The sequence below is a fragment of the Pseudoalteromonas sp. PAB 2.2 genome (assembly GCF_001938575.1).
Classification (GTDB): domain Bacteria; phylum Pseudomonadota; class Gammaproteobacteria; order Enterobacterales; family Alteromonadaceae; genus Pseudoalteromonas; species Pseudoalteromonas lipolytica.
In genome coordinates this window covers 68,855-87,582 of record NZ_LYPI01000016.1, presented here as the reverse complement: position 1 = coordinate 87,582, position 18,728 = coordinate 68,855, and the positions used below count along the sequence as shown (strand labels likewise).

The following is an 18,728-nucleotide window of genomic DNA, read 5'->3' as shown; positions in this document are numbered from 1 at the left end:
CAAGGGGATCTCTATGCCTAAAAGTAAACAAAGCTCAGATCTATTTACGTGTTTTTTTGATTCATTAGGTAGAAAGTATATGCCTGACTGGGTAGAGGTTGCACTTGATGAAGCTTATACTTTTTTTTCAAAAGCAGGTGAGGATCACCTTCATGCTTCCGTCAGCATACCTTTCACAAATATGGATATGCGGGGTATAGAAGCATTCATTTTATTGGGGGTAAAAAATCTTGAAAGCTGGTACATCAATGAAAGGGGCTTTTCTAATAGTCGAAGCTTACAAGCTGAAATTATCATCAATACTAAATCTCTTACCAAAATAGTGGCACAGCATTACAAGGTCTATGATCAACGTTTATTTTTCCAACATGTGAGAGAGTTTGCTGATTCTCTTAGACACCAGTTCGAAATAGGATGCTTTTCAGACTTCGGTGAGCTATTGGATAAGTTTGTAAGCTTATTGATTAATATGGATTTAAAAAGTAAAAACTGGGATCTTGATGACGAACTAACAAGCTCAATATTTGATAGTTTAAAAGATTACAGCTTAACGGATTTGCTTAACTCCTCAGATGCAAACCAGATACAGGGAACACTTGAAAATTATCTAGATGATGATTGGTTTGAAGAGGGGTCAAAAAAACCAGCTGATAATCAAATAATACTAGATATTGAGCCATCAAAGGCTGATCCAATTTTCATTAAGTTAGCAGATCTCACTAACAGTGGAGCCTCAGATACAAAGCAGCTAGTAGAGCAGTTAACGCTTATGTCTTTAGGAAAAGGATTTCAAACAAATAGGTTTAATAAATTCCCCTCTCTAGTTGAAATAAAAAAAGATAACTCAAAGTTACCAAAAATCAATAAAGAGCTTCTTCTTGCGGGCGTTTATGGTTCTCCTATTGTCATGGAAAAAATCGCCTTGGAAATGGGAGTACCTATCCGACAAATAAGGTTTCCGAGGGATGTAATTCTAGCGAGGCAAGCTCTTAAAGAGACTCCAATGATGAATAAAAGCTTTCATCATTGTGGGGTTGAGGCAACATTCTTTCATCATGCTCAGAGCTTTAAAAGTGAGATTCAAATAGATAATACTGACAATGAACTTAATGAGTTATTTTTACAAAAAGCACCTCACGCACCAGTAACCATTAACTATTCATTGATTATTGAATGGCTGCAAGAATATCAAAAGCCGCTGAGTGCTCAGCTTGCTAGGAAAAAATCAAATCGATTAAAGAACTTTCTTTCTGAAAAGGTTATTGGTCAGAAGTTAGCAATAGATATCGCAGCTGATCTTTATTTTGGTTCAATCCATCCAAATCAATCTTCATCAAGTTTAAAAGTTGAATCATTGATTCTTTTAGGAGCGTCTCAATCTGGAAAAAGTCTACTCGCAGATAGTTTTTCGGAGGCTCTGAATTTTATCGATGAAGGGGTAGGGTATGAGTCATTATTTCTACCAATGGAAAGCTATTCTGATTCAAAAAGTGTTTTGAAGTTAATTGGTTCAGGTTCTCAATATGTAGACTCTGCACTTGGCTACTTAACATTAGCTGCTGAGTTAAATCCGCGAACGTGTTTTGTTTTTGAAAACTTTGAGAAAGCTCATCCTATTGTTCAGGAAGCATTACTAACTCTTTTAGACTCTGGTGAGCTACCAGATAACACATCAAATAGACTGGTTAATTTTAAACAATGCTTTTTTCTGTTTACTACTTCGGTGGGCTCTTCTCAGTTTTCAGCTATTGAACAAGTTGGGGTGTAATTATGATTGATGCGAAGTCTTTATTAAAAGGTAAAAATGGAATTTCAGTAGAGCTTTCTGAGCGGTTGATGGCGGGTCATGTTGCTGTCTTTTCGCCCCTTAAGCCTCTTGAGTTACTGCAAATCGCTGATCAGCGAGTTCAAATCTTTACTAAAGAAAATAAAGAGCATGTCTCATTACCTTTAAATATGTCTGAGTTTGTCATAGAGAGTCTTGGCAAAGACTGTTACGCCAGAAATATTGATTCAGAATTTGAAAAGATGGTGCTTAGGTATGAATCTCTTGTCTATGACGAAGTGGATGAGTTAGTTGACATTATTAAAATTAAAAGAGCGGTGCCTGTATTAAACGAAACAACTTATATTTTGAGCACACAACCAAACGATTGGTTTATAGAATATTTAAGTTTAGAAATAAACGCATTTCATCATGTACAAAACTTTATGTTGGAAGAAGTGAAATGTTCTTCTTTGTTACTAGATTTGAATAGCGCAGACCCTGAATATTGGCTTACAGAGCTGGATAAAATTGATTTGAACCGCTTAGGTGTAGTCGGTTTTACCCATTTGGGGGGAGCAGAGGAATATAAACAACTAGCATGTATTGGCGTTAAATTGATCGAATCTAATAACGTAGATATTGGCGAATTAAGTTTATGTGCAAATCATAGAACTGATGTCTTAAGAAATCTAAATGATAGAAGACGTCGCTTTTTACAAGCCATATATAATCCTAGTGTAAAGTTTAACAATGGTGTTGCTGTAGTTGAAGTGCCTGCACCAGAGTTTCAAACATCATTTGATCCTAATGATTTTGATGTGCCTTTCATGGGTCTCCATCAAGCTAGATTTGGCTTTTCTAAAGTCGTCGGAAATGAAAAACTAAAAAGCCAAATGCGCCTTATTAGAGAGCAATTTAAAAGTAAAAATATTAACCAAGATAATATTCCTAAGGGGTTGTTATTTTCAGGTCCTCCAGGGACAGGTAAAACATTCATGGCAGAGGCATTTGCCCATGAATTGGGGTTGTCATTTATTGTAATTAATGGAGCCGACATGGTTTCGCAAGGGTGCGCGGTTACCAATATTAAGAAGTTATTTGAGGTAATAAATAAAATATCACCTTGTTTAGTCTTTTTTGATGAAGCAGATAGCTTATGTAGAGCTAGAAATGAAAATAACCCTGTCCATAGCTTAGCTGTAAATACCTTACTAGCTCAAATGGATGGTGTTACATCTAGCAATAATAGCTGTATTTTTATAGCGGCTACTAATCACCCTGAATTGCTTGATCCAGCTCTTTTACGAGCTGGTCGTTTTGAGCGTGAAGTGCGTTTCACTTATCCAACAGAAAACGAGCGTTTGCAAACTATTCAAGCCCAGTCTGAGCTTTTTGATACTAGGCTGTCACAAGAAGAGTGCAGAGTATTAGCAAGTTTGACTGCTGGACAAACCCATAAAGCGATTCAAAATATTTTTCGAGATGTAGTTGTTTACTCAAATGATACTGACCAAAAAAGTAACTTTAACCAGCTGTTGGTCACACTGCTAACAAATTTAAGCTCTGGTTCTACCAATGAGCATGACTTTAAAAGTAAAAAATTATTACATGTAAAAGCAACCCATGAAGCTGGGCACTTTATTGCTATTAAATCGCAATTTCCTAATGCTAGCGTCAGAATGATTTCAGGGAAATATGGTGTAACAGTGTCTGACGAGTTTGATAGTTTAGATATCTTAACTAAAGAGAGGCTCAATAAAGTGTTGATTACTCTGTTAGGGGGAAGAGCAGCTGAGGAAGTGATGTATGGAGAAGAGCAAGTCAGCCATGGGTCCTCGGATGATATGAAGCGTGCTACCAGTATGGCAAAGCAGGTTTTGGTAAGCCTCGGAGCAATTAGTCAGTGTGAGGGTGTTGATGTCAGCCAGCTTAGAACATTTGAAGGAAAAGTTGACCAAGAAGCGAATAAAGTTGTCAATACTGCTTATCAAGAAGCAAAGAGCTTAGTTAATAGGTATAAGAAGGGAATAGAGCAAGTTACTGATATGCTTTTAAATGACGATTATATTCTCGAATCTTCATTAAATTTTATTGAACTCGAAAAACAAGGAGACAGTGTTTATGCGCAAAGGTTGCACTAACGTTAATTCTATCTCGTACTACGAGAATAATTCAGGATCATTTATAGAGCAGACAAAAGCTCTTGATATGAGTGAGATATATAGCCATTTTTTACGACATATTAGGCCGCAAGGGTTAATTTTAGATGCAGGATGTGGAGCTGGTAGAGATATTTGCGCTTTTCGAAGCAAAGGCTATGAAGTTGAAGCTTTTGATGCCTCAGAAAAGATGGCTTTGTATGCGTCAGAATACAGTGGAATTCAGGTCAGAACTACTTCTTTCTTACAGTTTAATACAAAGAGTAATTTTGATGGAATTTGGGCATGCGCTTCTTTATTACATGTAAAAGAAAGTGAGATAGAAGGAACTATTAATCACTTAGCACTATTCCTAAAGAAACAAGGAGTATTTTACCTATCCTTTAAACTTGGTGATGGTGAACGCCTAGATGGGGATCGCCTATTTCTTGATATGACTGAAGTACGCTTAAGAAAAATAATAAAGAAGTTAATAAATTTAAAGTTAAAAGAGCTCTGGATAACTAAAGATGTACGTGGGGAAGAGCGCCCAGCTTGGCTAAATATTATTTTATATAAAGTGTAGGAGATTTATTTATGAAGCAAGGTATCAAGAAAGCTAGCATTGCTGAATACATAGGAGACAAAAACCATAGTGAAAGTTTGAGAAGTTTAAGAACTATTACTTTGTTTGGAAAGAATGTGGCGACGTATAAATTTGCTTTAGCTCTTGCTCTTCTAAAGGTAGAGTCAAATCAATCCACAATGAAATTCGCAGATCTTCAAGAAAGCTTCTTGAAAGAATTTCTCCTTCATTATGAAGAAGTTCCTCAGCAATTTAGTAGCGGGAAACCAACCAGAATTACAGAAGCTTGTGATCTTTATATTAAAGCAGGGAAAACGCATTCAGCTTTTGAAGTTCTTAAAGAGAGTACCGCTGCTCTATGGCATAACTATGTTTTTGATGCATTTCATAATGTTGGAGGGGGTACTATTGATGATAAGTGGTGGCTATTCGAGCATGACTCTAATAACAAGTCTCTAGTACTCACGGATAGGCTACTTGAACTGCGAGAAAGTTCATTTGAAAAAGAAATAATGATTAATGAAATATTAGCTCGTTGGTCAATTGTGCAATCTGCTTGGGCTGCTGGTGTATCTACAAATCTAGTGACTCACTCTGAGACTGAAGGGCTTGTAATCTCGTCTCAAAATGGCAGTAAAAGAGTTAGTCTTCGTAGCGCTTTAGGTGCCCTATTACCCTACCAGAAAGGGCGATGCTTCTACTGTGATGCTCTGGTTGATAAAACTAGTCAGAGTAGTGAAGATTTATTTCCCGATGTAGATCATTTCTTTGCTCACTCCTACATTTCAGGACTCAAGACAGAGGGAAATAAAAGAGCTTTATCTATAAATAAAGACGGTATTTGGAACCTAGTAATTGCATGTAAAGCATGTAATAGAGGAGCCAATGGTAAATTTGATAGCCGGCCGCCGCCTCAGTTTTTTGAAAAGCTAGTAAAACGAAATATGTTGTTTATCGAAGAACATAAGCATGCTTTTCGCAGTGGAGTATTAACGTCTTTAGGTGTGGAATCAAGTATGCAAATGCAAAAGAAAATGCATGATCTTTGGAATGGTTTCGAAATACGTAAAGTTTGGGTTCCCAAAGATATTTAGATAAGCAAAACCCTGCTTGATCGAAGTATGTATTGTCGCTGTTTACATTAATACGCTTCTACAATCTTTCATATCTTCTTGTAATAAAAAGCATTGTTCTGATTATTTTTTCATTAATCGGTAGGGCTTTTTATTGCCTGAAAAATATGATTTTCCACTAAATTGGTATTTAAAAGGTCTCGAACAATGAAACTAATAAAATTAATAGCAATACAGTTTGTACTGTTTTCACTTGTTGCTTGTGGAGGAGCAAGTGAATCTTTGGATACATCAAAAGATGTTGCTCAAGCCCCTGATGATAATAATCTGCCAGAGCCAGAGCCAGAGCCAGAGCCAGAGCCAGAGCCAGAACCTGAGCCAGAAACAATCACTTTAACGCTTTCTACAGAAACGGTTGAAATTGACGAGTTAGATTCGTACTCATTAGCAATGACTGTTGATTACACAGGCGATAAAGAGCTTACTTACACAACGTCAATGGAAGCACCTATCAATGCAACATTTGAAGACAGCACAGTGACTCTTGATGTGGATGACTTAGCTAAATGGTATGTGCCAACTGACTACACAATCACTGTGAGTGATGGCGATGTATCAAGCTCAGCAACGTTAACTGTGCAACTAAACAACACATCACTTGATGACAAAATCAGTCAATTAGAGGGCGATATTGCTCTTTATACTGAGGGTGAGTTCACTCAACCTTCTTATGAATTGATTAATATTACTGATTTTTTCTCTGTTCTTACTTATCGTGCTGGACTTGCAACAGCAAGCGAAGCACAACAGTTAGTCATTGAATCAAGTAAAATCATTAGTGACAACAACGATAATACGTATATGTCGATATATGAAGTACGTAATAGTCTTATTGAACTTAAAAGTAATGAATCGCTGAGTGAAAAGAGTGTTGACGCATTAATGGGCGAATTTTACAGTGTTATCGTAGAGTTCACAGAGACCGCATTTGATTCGCTCGATGTTTATTCTTTAATTTCACAAGGCTACATGCCTGAATTACGCGTGGAAAAACCGACTTTTAATGGTGATTCATTCTCTTTCTTTATCGGCAACCCGAAATTTGGCAGCTACGAAAATGGCACTGGCGCATGGCTGTTTGATAGTGAATTTGAATTCCTATCATCACTAACTGTTCGCTATGGACAGTGTTCTTTAAATTTATAATCGCGAAAAAGGCCACAAACATGAAAACACGTTATAAACATTTTTTTGCACTGACAGTCATGCTTGCAACTAGCTTTGCCATCCAAGCAAATTCAGATGTAGTGACACTCGTAATTGCGAAAGATGCTAACCCACGACTAGAGTCAACTGCAAAAAATTACTCTCAGTCCGTACAGGGTATTAGCATGATCAGCGCTGAGCGCAACAATTCACAATCAGAAAAGCTATCTTTGATTGATGTTCCTAAATCTGATGTGGAATACCAAATCGAGTTGCTTAAAAGCCAAGGCTTCAAAGTCGCTATCGATCATCCTATTTACCCTGAGGGTAAACCTGACTTTAACTCACGTGCTAAAGTTAGCAACAAAACACTATCTGCACTAACTGAGGGGCAAATCGTCACACAAACAGTTACTTATAACGACCCTTACTTCGACAGTCAAACACACCTACACCCATATAACGAAGACAACCTTGTGGGCAACAACTTTGTTGGAGCTTGGGGGTTAGGTGAACCACGCAGCAAAGCGCGTGTAGGTATTATTGACGGTGGATTCTTAATGGAAGGCTTTTTTCCTGATATGCGTCTTCCTGTTGCAGAAAAATCATTAACACATGATCGTCTCGGACAAACTGCGTGGAACACCGAAGAAGATATGAGTTGTGAAAATGGTCATGGTGCAGCGGTATATGGTGTTATTGGTGCCGTGAGCAATAACAATGATGGCATCTCAGGACTCGCTGATGCAGATATGGTTATGGCCCAAAGCCACTTATGCGGGAATAGTAGCTTTTATATTGTCTCTAAAGCAATTTATTGGCTGGCTGGTATTGATTACTTTAGTATCCAAGGTTTGAGCGAACCTGTTGATATTATCAATATATCTTCAGGTGCAGAACTCGAATGCCCTTATTACATGCAAGATGCTATTGATGCTGCGACTGCTAAAGGTATTACAATTGTGACATCATCAGGTAATGACGCTAACGACATTAAAAACATGGCACCTTCAAACTGTAAAGGCGTTGTCTCTGTCTCTAATATTGATGATTATACGGGGGATTTATACACAACATCATCTTATGGTGAAACCGTATCATTATCAGCAAAAGGCGTATCTGTCCCGTCTTTTTACAAAAATGCGAGTACACTTGTGGCAAATTGGTCGGGTACGTCATTCTCTGCACCAATTGTGGCGGGGGCGTATGCTTTAGCTAAATCTCACGCTCCGTCATTATCGGGTTCGACATTGCGTAAACTATCAGAAAGTACGGCGCGAGAGCTTACTGGGCCTGAGTGTTCACTGAAAGGTTGTGGTGCGGGTTTGCTTGATGCAAAAGCGTTTACTGAGGCTGCTATTGATCTACAAGAAAATGGCTTTGGTGCAATTGCACCCGCTTTATTATCAAATGAGAAATGTGATGATGAATTGTTTGCAACGGCAACGGGTATTCTTGATCGCTTATGTGCATCATCAGAGTTTACTATCACGCCTCATTTTGATGATGGTAAAACAGCGTTTCGTATCATGAGCGCACCAATGCGTGAAGAGATTACTGAATTAAACACTACTACTTTGACGACAACATCTGAAACTAAATTTATTCTTGCAGATGTTGATACACGTGAAAATAAATATTTCTATCAATTGTGTGAAAAAGATGGCGAATGTGACGAAAGTACACTTTACCATTTTAATGTTGATGAGTTTGAACAACCTAGTTACTGTAATTAGAAGGTAATTTAATCGTTTTTATTTTCTGCTTATGTGTTCTAATTTTTGTTCGGGTAGTGAATTCACTACCCGCAATAATGAAAATTTGTAAACTTTAGTAAGGTCCAGCTCGACCTTTGGAAAATACATTGAGCTCATAAATATCATCACTAGCTTTAAAGTGAAGCCACAAAAGATCACCTACTTATATCGTATTTAGCTGAAGATTATGCAACTTTTTCATACTGCAGTCATTTCCAAGACATAAGAGTATATTAAAAAACATCACTGGGTCATTCGAGTATCTATAAATTTATTGCTGAGGGGAGCTTTCCAAAGCAAGTATCGTTAGTTGCTAAGTCAGTGGCTTGGGTTGAGTCTGAAGTGGATGATTGGATAATGGAAAGAATAGGTGAAAGGGGGTAGGCTGATGTAGTCACCTAATCATTTTAATTTAGATAGATTAAGTTGTACTAGTATTAGGTAAACCTTTACTTGTGTTAAAAGCCTTAGCAGCTCGATTATTAATATATAGAAGGGTAGGCCAAGCTTACCCCTCTATTAGATCTATTACTTCAATATTAAGCTTAAAAGCTTAAATACGGCCTTGCTCCTTAAGCCACCACTTTGGCGCCCAGCTGGTGGCGCTTTTAAATAACTCCTCGTTTTCATTAAACGTATAAAACTGTTTTAATTCGCTGAGTACTGTTGAGCTATTTTGTTCACTGTTTGAGTTTGGATACATAGAGCGAAGCCAAAGACCAAAGTAATCAGTAAATTTAGGGTGCTCAGCAATTTGGTACCTACAGTTATCCATCACAGACCTGAAGTAATGACCCATCGCCAACAATAAGTAGCCTAAATCTTCGTACTGAGCTTTTTTGCTTTCAAGACAAGAGTATCCATAATCCTTCAATGTTTCTTTATTAATTTCCCACCGTGTTAATTTCTCAATATCTTCTAGTGACGATTCATTATTAATTGGGGTACGCAGTAAATCCCAAAACTTAGCTATAAGCTCTTCTTTTGGCTCTTTTGTTATACAGTTATTAAATGCTTTATTAATAAGCTCTGGGTATTTATCGATTAAGCAGGTACTGGATACGGCATTGCTATTCAACGAATTAGCTTGCTGCATTAAATCGTGATAATCACGATAGCCTAAATCCTGTGAGCACTCTTCTAAGCATTGTGAGAGTGTTTTTTCTGAGTTTTGTTTATCGCGATTTTGTTTATGTAGTTTCTTTGCTCGCTTTTTAACGTGTGCAATTAAATTTGAATTTGTATATGACATGACGTTCTCCTCAAAGCCATTGAACAAAGTGCACCCCTCACCAAAAACAATGACGAAAAAAACGTTAAATTTGAATAGTTAGGTTCTCCTGAGGAGATTTCCCTTTGGGGTGGGGAGGCGCCCTTTTAAGCACCACGAATATGATGTCTTAAAATAACAGGCGTTGTCAACAGCGATATTTCATAAGTAACCAATAACGTTACAAATAATATTTAATTTTGGTGTGTATAAGTTCTGCTGTAAGTAAGGGATAACTAATAAATTGACTTAGGAGTGTTCAATTTATTAAGTTTGTTTTACTCTACCAGTAATAAAGGATTGTTTAGCATTAGATTGAGTCAGTAAAGCTTAATATGGATATGAGCAACAAACCATGCCACTGTACTTATTAAGCTTCCATCAACTACTCTGCTCATTAATGTATAATCTAGCCTAGAAACCCTCAGCTTATCGCAAGTTAAATACAACGAGATTCAATAATGGAAAAAATAACGCTCTCACAGCTAGAGCAGTACCTCTCAAAGGCAGCCTGGATCTTAAAAGGGCCAGTAGATGCTTCCGACTTTAAAGTATACATATTCCCGCTACTTTTCTTTAAGCGTATATCTGATGTGTACGACGAGGAGTACCGCTTAGCACTTGAAGAGTCAGATGGCGATAAAGAATACGCGGCATTGCCTGAGATGCACCGCTTTGAAATCCCACAAGGCTGCCACTGGCAAGATATTCGTGAAACAACCACCAACGTAGGTGCCGCGATTGAAAGCGCCTTACGAGGCATAGAGCAAGCTAACCAAGAATACCTTTACGGTATATTTGGTGATGCCCAGTGGAGCAATAAAAATAAGCTATCTGATGCCCTACTCATTGACTTAGTTGAACACTTTTCACAATACATATTAGGCAACCAAAATGTTGATCCTGATATGCTAGGTAATGCTTACGAATACCTCATAAAACATTTTGCTGATTTAACCAATAAAAAAGCGGGTGAATTTTATACGCCTCGCTCAGTAGTGCATTTACTTGGGATGATACTAGACCCTCACGAAGGCGAAACTATCTACGATCCAGCCTGTGGTACAGGGGGGATGTTGCTTGAGTGTGTCGAGCATCTTAAAGAAATTAATGAAGATTACCGAACGCTAAAACTATACGGCCAAGAAAAAAACCTAACCTCTAGCTCTATAGCCCGTATGAACATGTTTTTACACGGTATAGAAGACTTTGAGATATTACGAGGTGATACGTTACGTCATCCTGGGTTCTTTGAAGCCGATGGTCTTAAAACCTTTGATTGCGTAATAGCTAACCCACCGTTCTCATTAAAAGATTGGGGCGCAGATACTTGGGCTAGTGATCCTTATGGGCGCAACATTGCTGGAGTCCCGCCAAAAGGCAATGGTGATATGGCCTGGGTACAGCACATGATTCAATCTATGAATAGTACAGGAAGAATGGCCGTAGTTCTGCCTCATGGAGCTTTATTTAGGCCTGCTGCTGAAGCGAAAATAAGAAAAGCTCTAATTGAGCAGGATTTGTTGGAAGCGGTAATTGGTATAGGGCCCAATATTTTCTATGGTAGTCCAGTCTCGACGACAGTTATGGTTTTTAGGCAAAACAAACCAGCTCACAAAAAAGGCAAAGTGTTGTTTATTGATGGATCTGAACAGATTAGAGTCGGTCGTGCACAGTGTTTTCTAGATCCGGAACATGTGCAACAGCTATTTGATTGGTATGACAATTACCAAGATGTTGAAAATTACGTGAAACTTACCTCAATAGAAGATCTAAAAGAAAACAATTTCAATTTAAATATTCCAATTTATGTTGAAAAAATTATTGAGGATAACTTACCGTCAGTTGATGAAGCTATGGCTGATTTAAAACAAGCATGGCAAGCAAGTCTGAATGCTGAAAATAAGTTTAAAAAGGTATTGGAGAAATTTGTTCAATGATGACGCTGCAAGAATTAGAAAAATATCTTTGGGGGGCTGCCACTACCTTGCGAGGCACTATTGATGCAGGTGATTACAAGCAGTATATATTCCCATTAATGTTCTTTAAGCGCATCTCTGATGTGTATGATGAAGAATTTGAAAACGCCTTAGCAGAAAGTGAGGGTGACCTAGAATATGCGGCTTTTGCGGAAAACCACCATTTTCAAATTCCAGAAGGAGCACATTGGCAGGATGTTCGTGAGGTTACATCTAATGTAGGCATGGCATTACAAAATGCCATGCGAGCAATTGAGCAGGCAAATCCTGATACTTTAGATGGTATCTTTGGCGATGCGAGTTGGACCAATAAAGACCGACTTTCTGATGCTATGCTGATTGAACTAATTGAGCATTATTCTCTTCATAAACTAAATATTAAAAATGTACCTGACGATAAATTAGGCAATGCTTATGAGTATCTAATTAAAAAATTCGCCGATGATAGTGGCCATACCGCAGCAGAGTTTTATACCAACCGCACAGTTGTAAAACTGATGACTATGATTATGGATCCACAACCGGGTCAATCGGTTTATGACCCTACCTGTGGCTCAGGTGGTTTGTTGCTTAATTGTGCCTTGCATTTAAAAGATGAAGGTAAAGAATATCGAACGCTGAAGTTATATGGTCAAGAAATTAACCTGTTAACTTCTGCTATTGCTCGTATGAATATGTTTATGCACGGAATTGAAGAATTCAATATCATTCGTGGCGATACGTTATCTAATCCAGGATTGTTGGAAAAAGATGAGTTGAAAAAGTTTGATGTTATTCTAGCTAATCCTCCCTACTCAATTAGTCAATGGGATAACAAATCGTTTGAAAACGATCTTTTCGGTAGAAATATGTGGGGAGTCACTCCGGCTGGTTGTGCGGATTATGCATTTCAACAACATATTCATAAGAGCTTAGATGAGAAAAACGGAAAATCTGCAATTCTTTGGCCGCATGGAATATTGTTTCGAGAAATGGAAAAAGAAATGCGTACAGAAATGATAAAGACAGATACTATTGAATGTGTGATTGCGCTTGGGCCTAATCTTTTTTACAACTCTCCAATGGAAGCTTCAATACTTATTTGTAACAACAATAAAAATTTAGATGCAAGAGGAAAGATACTATTTATAGATGCGCTTAAGGAGGTCAAAAAAGAAAAAAATCATTCTTATCTGACCGAAAAACACATCGAAAAAATTCATAAAGTCTACTCATCGTTCAGTGAAGTTGAAGCCTTCTCAAGAATAATGACATTACAGGAAGTTTTAGATAACGATTCAAATTTGAAAGTGTCTCAGTATATCCGCTCTTCAAAAATACCTGATAGGGATTCGGCTTCATTGAAACAAGTGTATGACAACTTCATTGATTCCAGGGAGCAACTTTCTATTGGGATGACAAATTTAATTAGTGAGTTGAGATTATGAAACTAGCTTTAGATAAATCTACTTGGCAAAAGGTTTCTTTTGGTGATGCCGTTAAAAAAATCACTAACAAAATCGACCCTTTTGAATATCATTCGGATATCGTCGTAGAGGGTGGTCACATAAATAAGCGTGATTTTCATATTCGTAAATATGAAAATAAAAATGAGCTCGGTTATTTAGGGCCTGCATTTCACATGGGTTTCAAGAAAGGTCAGATACTATACGTGTCTAGAAATCCTCATCTAATGAAAGTTGGTTATCCTAAATTTGATGGCATATGTTCCAATACTACTTTCATAATGGAAAGCAAAAACAAGGATGTATTGCTAAATGAATTAATTCCTTTTTTGATGCATTCAGATACATTTGTTGAACAATCGGTTGGTAATGTACGTGGAGGTGTTAACCCTTATGTTAACTGGGGGGATTTAGCTAGTATTGAGCTTTTAGTTCCTCCGAAGGCGGAACAACTGGAACTGGCAAAGTTGTTGTGGTCAATTGATGATCTCATTGAAAAAGAGATTTTGAACGAAACCAAGCTTCAAACGGCACATCAGGCTATTTTTAAGGATGAGTTATTTAATTGTAGTGATGAGTTAGACGAGCTCTTTTTAAATCTGACTTCAAAATATGAAGTAAAGAAGCTAGACGAGTTAATAACTGAAATTCAATATGGAATATCAGAAAGCTTATCTGAAGAGCCTGATTCAGGTATTCCGATCTTACGTATGAATAATTTACAAGGAGGAAGTTTAGATCTGAAGGATTTGAAATATTTTGGCGCAACTAATGGAGAGCTTGAAAAGTTCATTTTACAAAAAGGTGACATCCTATTTAATCGAACAAACAGCTATGAGCTTGTAGGTAAAGTTAGTTTATTTAATGAAGATGAAGTGTATTCATTTGCTTCTTATCTTATAAGAATTAAGACGAATAAAGAGTTACTTGATCCAAGGTTTTTAAACTACTACTTAAATACAGCAATAGGATTAGCCAAAGTAAGAAAATACAGAACTCCTGGTGTCAGTCAAAGTAACATAAATGCACAGAATCTGAAGAAAATTCCAATTCCACTCCCTAGTATTGATTTTCAAAAGGACTTAATGGACAAAATAGAATTGCTTCAGCAGTCTGAGCAAGAGAGTAGAACGAATATTAGTTACACAAGACAACTTAAAAAATCAATTATTAATCAGGTGTTTTAGGTATGGGATTTACCGAATTAAATAGTGTGGAACACTACATCATTCATCAAATGACTGGCGTTAACTTAAACGCTAGTCAAGATAATAACCAAGTTAACGACCCTCATGGCCAATATGCTCTGCAATGGCAATTTCAATCGCCAGAGCAATTAGGTCGTGGTGTGAATGAGGTTTTAGTTGAATCGCAATTAGTTAAGGCGTTAATTCGTCTTAATCCTGAGATTGAAGCTAACCCTAATTTGGCTGATGAAGTAATACATAAGCTCCGTGCTATTTTAATTTCGGTAAATCAAGTTGGCTTGGTAAAAGCTAATGAAGAGTTTTTCGCTTGGATGACAGGTGAAAAAACCATGCCATTTGGCGAAAATAATCGTCATGTGCCTGTTAAGTTAATCGATTTTGATGACTTAACTAATAACGACTATGTGGTTACGACTCAGTTTCGTATTCATCACCGAGAAACCAAAATACCTGATGTGGTATTAATGATTAACGGTATTCCGGTAGTGGTGGGTGAAGCTAAAACACCCATTCGCCCATCAGTAACTTGGTTAGATGGTGCCCATGAAGTACACAGCATTTACGAAAACGCCGTACCGCAGTTATTTGTACCTAATATTTTGTCGTTTGCTACCGAAGGGCGTGAGCTGTTTTATGGTGCAATACGCTGCCCATTAGAGTTTTGGGCCCCATGGCGTGTAGAAGACGCACAGTTAACTCGTGCTGTTGGCCTATCGGGTGTAGGTGCTGAGCTGACCGATTTATTAAGCCCTGAACGCTTGCTCGATATAATGCGTAACTTCTCGTTGTTTACCACCAACAAAAAGAAACAGCGCATTAAAGTGATTCCTCGTTTTCAGCAATATGAAGGGGCCAATAAAATTGTTCAACGTGTGATTGAGGGTAAAGTTAAAAAAGGCTTAATTTGGCACTTTCAAGGCTCAGGTAAGTCGTTATTAATGGTGTTTGCCGCGCAAAAACTTCGCCGTGCTGCCCAGCTTAAAAGCCCAACTGTAATTGTATTGGTTGATAGAACCGATTTAGATACCCAAATTAGCGGCACCTTTAATGCCGCTGATGTCGCTAATGTGGAATCAACCGATAGCATTAAAGAACTGCAACAAATGCTAGAGCGCGATACCCGTAAGATTATTATCTCAATGATCCACAAGTTCCGTGATGCCAAACCTAATATGAATGAGCGTGAAAACATCATCGTATTAGTGGATGAGGCACACAGAACCCAAGAAGGTGACTTAGGCCGTCAAATGCGAGCTGCCTTACCTAATGCCTTTTTATTTGGCTTAACCGGTACGCCAGTAAACAAAGCTGATAAAAATACCTTTTGGGCCTTTGGCGCCGAAGAAGATAAAGGCGGCTACATGAGCCGTTATACCTTCCACGACTCTATTCGTGATGAGGCTACCTTACCACTGCATTTTGAACCACGTTTAGTAGATGTGCATGTAGATAAAGAAGCGCTCGATAAAGCCTTTAAAGACTTTAAAGAAAGCGCTGCGCTAACAGATGAAGAAGCCGATGCGCTTAATCAAAAGTCTGCCAAAATGTCTGCGTTTTTAAAATCACCTGAGCGTGTGGAAAAAATAGTTGAAGACATTGCTATACACTTTATGGATAAAGTGGAGCCACATGGTTTTAAAGCTATGATAGTCACGCCAGACCGTTATGCCTGTGTGCAATATAAAAAAGAACTCGATAAACACTTTGATGAAGCAGCCAGTAAGGTGGTTATATCCACCAGCGCGAACGATGACTATGAATTTAAGCAAAAATGGGGCGTAGATAAAAGCCAGCAAGAAAAGCTGGTGGATGAATTTAACGATGCAAAATCAGAGCTTAAATTTATTATTGTTACTGCAAAGCTGCTAACCGGGTTTGATGCGCCTATATGCCAAACCATGTATTTAGATAAGTCGATTAAAGACCACACCTTATTACAAGCAATATGTCGTACAAACCGTTTATACCCCAATAAAACCTTTGGCTGTATTGTTGACTACTTTGGCGTATTTGACGATGCCGCAAAAGCATTAGAGTTTGACGAAGAAAGCGTACAGCAAGTTATCTCTAACTTAAGCGAGCTACGCGCAAAGCTACCAAAAGCGATGGCTGATACATTAGCTCACTTTGCTGATGTAGACAGAACTATTGAAGGCTTTGAAGGCCTAGAGGCTGCACAGAACGCCATTAGTACAGACGAAAAGAAAGACGCCTTTGCACTGGATTTTAAATACCTGGCCAAACTGTGGGAGTCGCTTTCACCTGATAGTGTACTTGATCAATACAACGAAGATTACAAATGGCTAGCCCAGGTTTATGAATCGGTAAAACCAGCCTCAGATAACATTGGTAAGTTGTTATGGCTAACGCTAGGCGCACAAACAACCCAGCTCATACATGACAACGTGCATGTAGGTAATGTACATAACCTAGAAGAGTTTGTGCTAGATGCTGACGTTATCGAAAACATTTTTAATAACCCAGATCCACGTAAAACAAAACAGCTTGAAAAAGAACTTGCAAAGCGTTTTAAAGACCGTGGCGACTTACCTGTATTTAAATCGTTAAGTGAGCGACTAGAAGCCCTGCGCGACAAAGCCGAAAAAGGCCTAATAGCTTCAATCGACTTCGTCAAAGAGCTGTGCAAAATAGCCAAAGAAACCGTTCAGGCAGAAAAAGAACTAGACGACGAACTACAAGAAAAAACACCTAAAGCTGCATTAACAGACCTGTTTTTAGAGCTTAAAAATGATCAAACCCCCGCGGTAGTAGAGCGCATAGTAACCGATATAGACGCCATTGTACGTGTTGTTCGCTTCCCTGGCTGGCAAGGAACAACCGGCGGCGAACGCGAAGTACAAAAGTCACTACGTAAAGCATTACTAAAATACAAGCTCCACACAGACCAAATACTGTTTGATAGAGCGTATGGGTACATAAAGGAGTATTATTGATGACAATTATTTTAGGGACTGGGTATGCAAGTTTTAGATGACATCTGGTCTACGATAAAAGGTAATGCAAAGACCAGAATCAAAGATCCCATAGCAGGAACGTTTATTGTTTCATGGTGTTTTTGTAACTGGGATAAATTAGCGCTTTTGTTTTGGGGTAAAGGCGACTTAGAGAAAAGAATAAATGCTTTAGTCGAAAGTATGTCTGTGTTGTCAAATCCAAGTCTATTAAAACAAGATTTAGATTTATTAGTAATACCGACTGTACTCACTATAGGCTACTTATTTATACTTCCTTGGGCTTCTTTATGGGTGAAAGAAAAGCAAAAAAAGACAGCTGTTTTGCAGCATTCACATGCAGTTGATTTAGATATCGAACATACTAAAAAGCAATGGGAGCTTAATAAAGAAAGACTTAGAACAAACCCTGAAAAAGACTTTTTAGCACAAGATGTAGCGTTAGATATTCAAAAAGAAAAAGATAGGGTAGAGCGAAGAAATAAAATTCGAGATTACATTGATAAGAAAGTTAAAGCAGCTACAGCAATAGCTGATAAAGCTAAAGCAGATGCTGAAGCTGAACAAATTAGTTTAGAGAAAAAGCGTTTAGAGCTAGAAGAAAAACAACGCAAAGCAACCAAAGAAAAGCAACGGTATGAAGAGCAGTCTGCAATTCATAATGCCACTATGGCTTCGCATCGGTTTCCCGCTGTTTTTTATTTTATGGATTTGCTGTCTAACTCTTTAAAAGAGGACGGGGTTGTACTTACAGCATCAGGGCTTGCCTCATGTATTGCAGCTGTTTTTGGCTATGAAATAGCTGATGAACTTATAAATGACAAAGATTTTAATAATGAGAATCTGAGTAAACTTAAATATATTATTTTAGATAACGATTTAGCTAAAATGTTAGATGATATATGTGAACTAGAAAATTCAGAGAATGAAGATTTAAGTTCGGATTTAATATTTGATCATATTCAAATGTTATTTGAGAGCCTTCCTTTCAAGCTTGTATCAGAAGATACATTAGCCGAAGAAATTTCAGAAAGGGTTAATGAAGATTCATATGATTTATTAATGGGAGATGAGTTATCAGGACCGATGGCTGAAACAGATACCATTTTTGATGAAATTGAGTTATCAGTTGATGTTTATAATTTTAATACAAGCTTTGATGTAAAGCTAAGTGGGTATGCGAGTGGCTCTCATAGAAAGGAGTCAGATGTTCCGGGAAGGGATATAACTGTAAGTGTTGAGGCTAAATGCCAGCCAGTTATGGGCTATTTGGGCTTACAAGATTACGAACTTACTGTTAACGGTGCGCCAAGGGATTACGGCTAG

Annotated in this window: 13 protein-coding genes; 12 read left to right on the top strand and 1 reads right to left on the bottom strand. The window is 37.9% G+C overall.

Going from position 1 to position 18,728, the window contains the following annotated elements:
* Nucleotides 1-13: 13 nt before the first annotated feature.
* The 7 genes from BWD47_RS15010 (at nucleotide 14) to BWD47_RS14980 (ending at nucleotide 8,912) form a co-directional block, all read left to right on the top strand.
* The gene (locus BWD47_RS15010) at nucleotides 14-1,768 is read left to right on the top strand and encodes an AAA family ATPase (protein WP_075594235.1); all 1,755 of its coding nucleotides are present in this window, start codon (nucleotides 14-16) and stop codon (nucleotides 1,766-1,768) included.
* Nucleotides 1,769-1,770: 2 nt separating this feature from the next.
* A complete protein-coding gene (locus tag BWD47_RS15005) occupies nucleotides 1,771-3,909 on the top strand; it encodes an AAA family ATPase (protein WP_075594234.1) in 2,139 nt (712 codons plus the stop codon).
* A complete protein-coding gene (locus tag BWD47_RS15000) occupies nucleotides 3,890-4,492 on the top strand; it encodes a bifunctional 2-polyprenyl-6-hydroxyphenol methylase/3-demethylubiquinol 3-O-methyltransferase UbiG (RefSeq protein ID WP_075594233.1) in 603 nt (200 codons plus the stop codon). The genes BWD47_RS15005 and BWD47_RS15000 overlap by 20 nt, the downstream gene beginning before the upstream one ends.
* A gap of 11 nt (nucleotides 4,493-4,503) precedes the next feature.
* Nucleotides 4,504-5,586, top strand: coding sequence for an HNH endonuclease domain-containing protein (locus BWD47_RS14995; RefSeq protein WP_075594232.1), 1,083 nt, complete (start codon nucleotides 4,504-4,506; stop codon nucleotides 5,584-5,586).
* Between the two features lie 186 nt (nucleotides 5,587-5,772).
* Entirely contained in the window at nucleotides 5,773-6,771 is a 999-nt protein-coding gene (locus tag BWD47_RS20140; RefSeq protein ID WP_075594231.1) for a hypothetical protein, read from the top strand.
* Nucleotides 6,772-6,791: 20 nt separating this feature from the next.
* Nucleotides 6,792-8,507: a S8 family serine peptidase gene (locus BWD47_RS14985; protein WP_075594230.1), complete on the top strand. Its 1,716-nt coding sequence runs from the start codon at nucleotides 6,792-6,794 to the stop codon at nucleotides 8,505-8,507.
* A gap of 267 nt (nucleotides 8,508-8,774) precedes the next feature.
* Nucleotides 8,775-8,912 carry an AlpA family phage regulatory protein gene (locus BWD47_RS14980; protein WP_075594255.1) on the top strand — a complete coding sequence of 46 codons (138 nt, stop codon included), beginning with the start codon at nucleotides 8,775-8,777 and terminating at the stop codon, nucleotides 8,910-8,912.
* A gap of 169 nt (nucleotides 8,913-9,081) precedes the next feature.
* On the opposite strand, the gene BWD47_RS14975 is transcribed toward BWD47_RS14980, so the two are convergent.
* On the bottom strand, nucleotides 9,082-9,780 hold the full coding sequence (locus BWD47_RS14975) for a hypothetical protein (protein ID WP_075594229.1): 699 nt from the start codon (nucleotides 9,778-9,780) through the stop codon (nucleotides 9,082-9,084).
* A 479-nt stretch (nucleotides 9,781-10,259) separates the two neighbouring features.
* Between BWD47_RS14975 and BWD47_RS14970 the strand changes: the two genes are divergently transcribed.
* Genes BWD47_RS14970 through BWD47_RS14950 form a run of 5 tightly spaced genes read left to right on the top strand, consistent with a single transcriptional unit; the run spans nucleotide 10,260 to nucleotide 18,728 of the window.
* Complete coding sequence (locus BWD47_RS14970; protein ID WP_075594228.1) at nucleotides 10,260-11,738, top strand: class I SAM-dependent DNA methyltransferase; 1,479 nt, start codon at nucleotides 10,260-10,262, stop codon at nucleotides 11,736-11,738.
* A complete protein-coding gene (locus BWD47_RS14965; RefSeq protein ID WP_143474498.1) occupies nucleotides 11,735-13,204 on the top strand; it encodes a class I SAM-dependent DNA methyltransferase in 1,470 nt (489 codons plus the stop codon). Before BWD47_RS14970 ends, BWD47_RS14965 begins: the two co-directional genes overlap by 4 nt.
* The gene (locus BWD47_RS14960) at nucleotides 13,201-14,409 is read left to right on the top strand and encodes a restriction endonuclease subunit S (RefSeq protein WP_075594227.1); all 1,209 of its coding nucleotides are present in this window, start codon (nucleotides 13,201-13,203) and stop codon (nucleotides 14,407-14,409) included. The genes BWD47_RS14965 and BWD47_RS14960 overlap by 4 nt, the downstream gene beginning before the upstream one ends.
* A 2-nt stretch (nucleotides 14,410-14,411) precedes the next feature.
* Nucleotides 14,412-17,384, top strand: a complete 2,973-nt coding sequence (locus tag BWD47_RS14955; RefSeq protein ID WP_075594226.1) for a type I restriction endonuclease subunit R — start codon at nucleotides 14,412-14,414, stop codon at nucleotides 17,382-17,384.
* A 24-nt stretch (nucleotides 17,385-17,408) separates the two neighbouring features.
* Nucleotides 17,409-18,728: a hypothetical protein gene (locus BWD47_RS14950; protein ID WP_075594225.1), complete on the top strand. Its 1,320-nt coding sequence runs from the start codon at nucleotides 17,409-17,411 to the stop codon at nucleotides 18,726-18,728.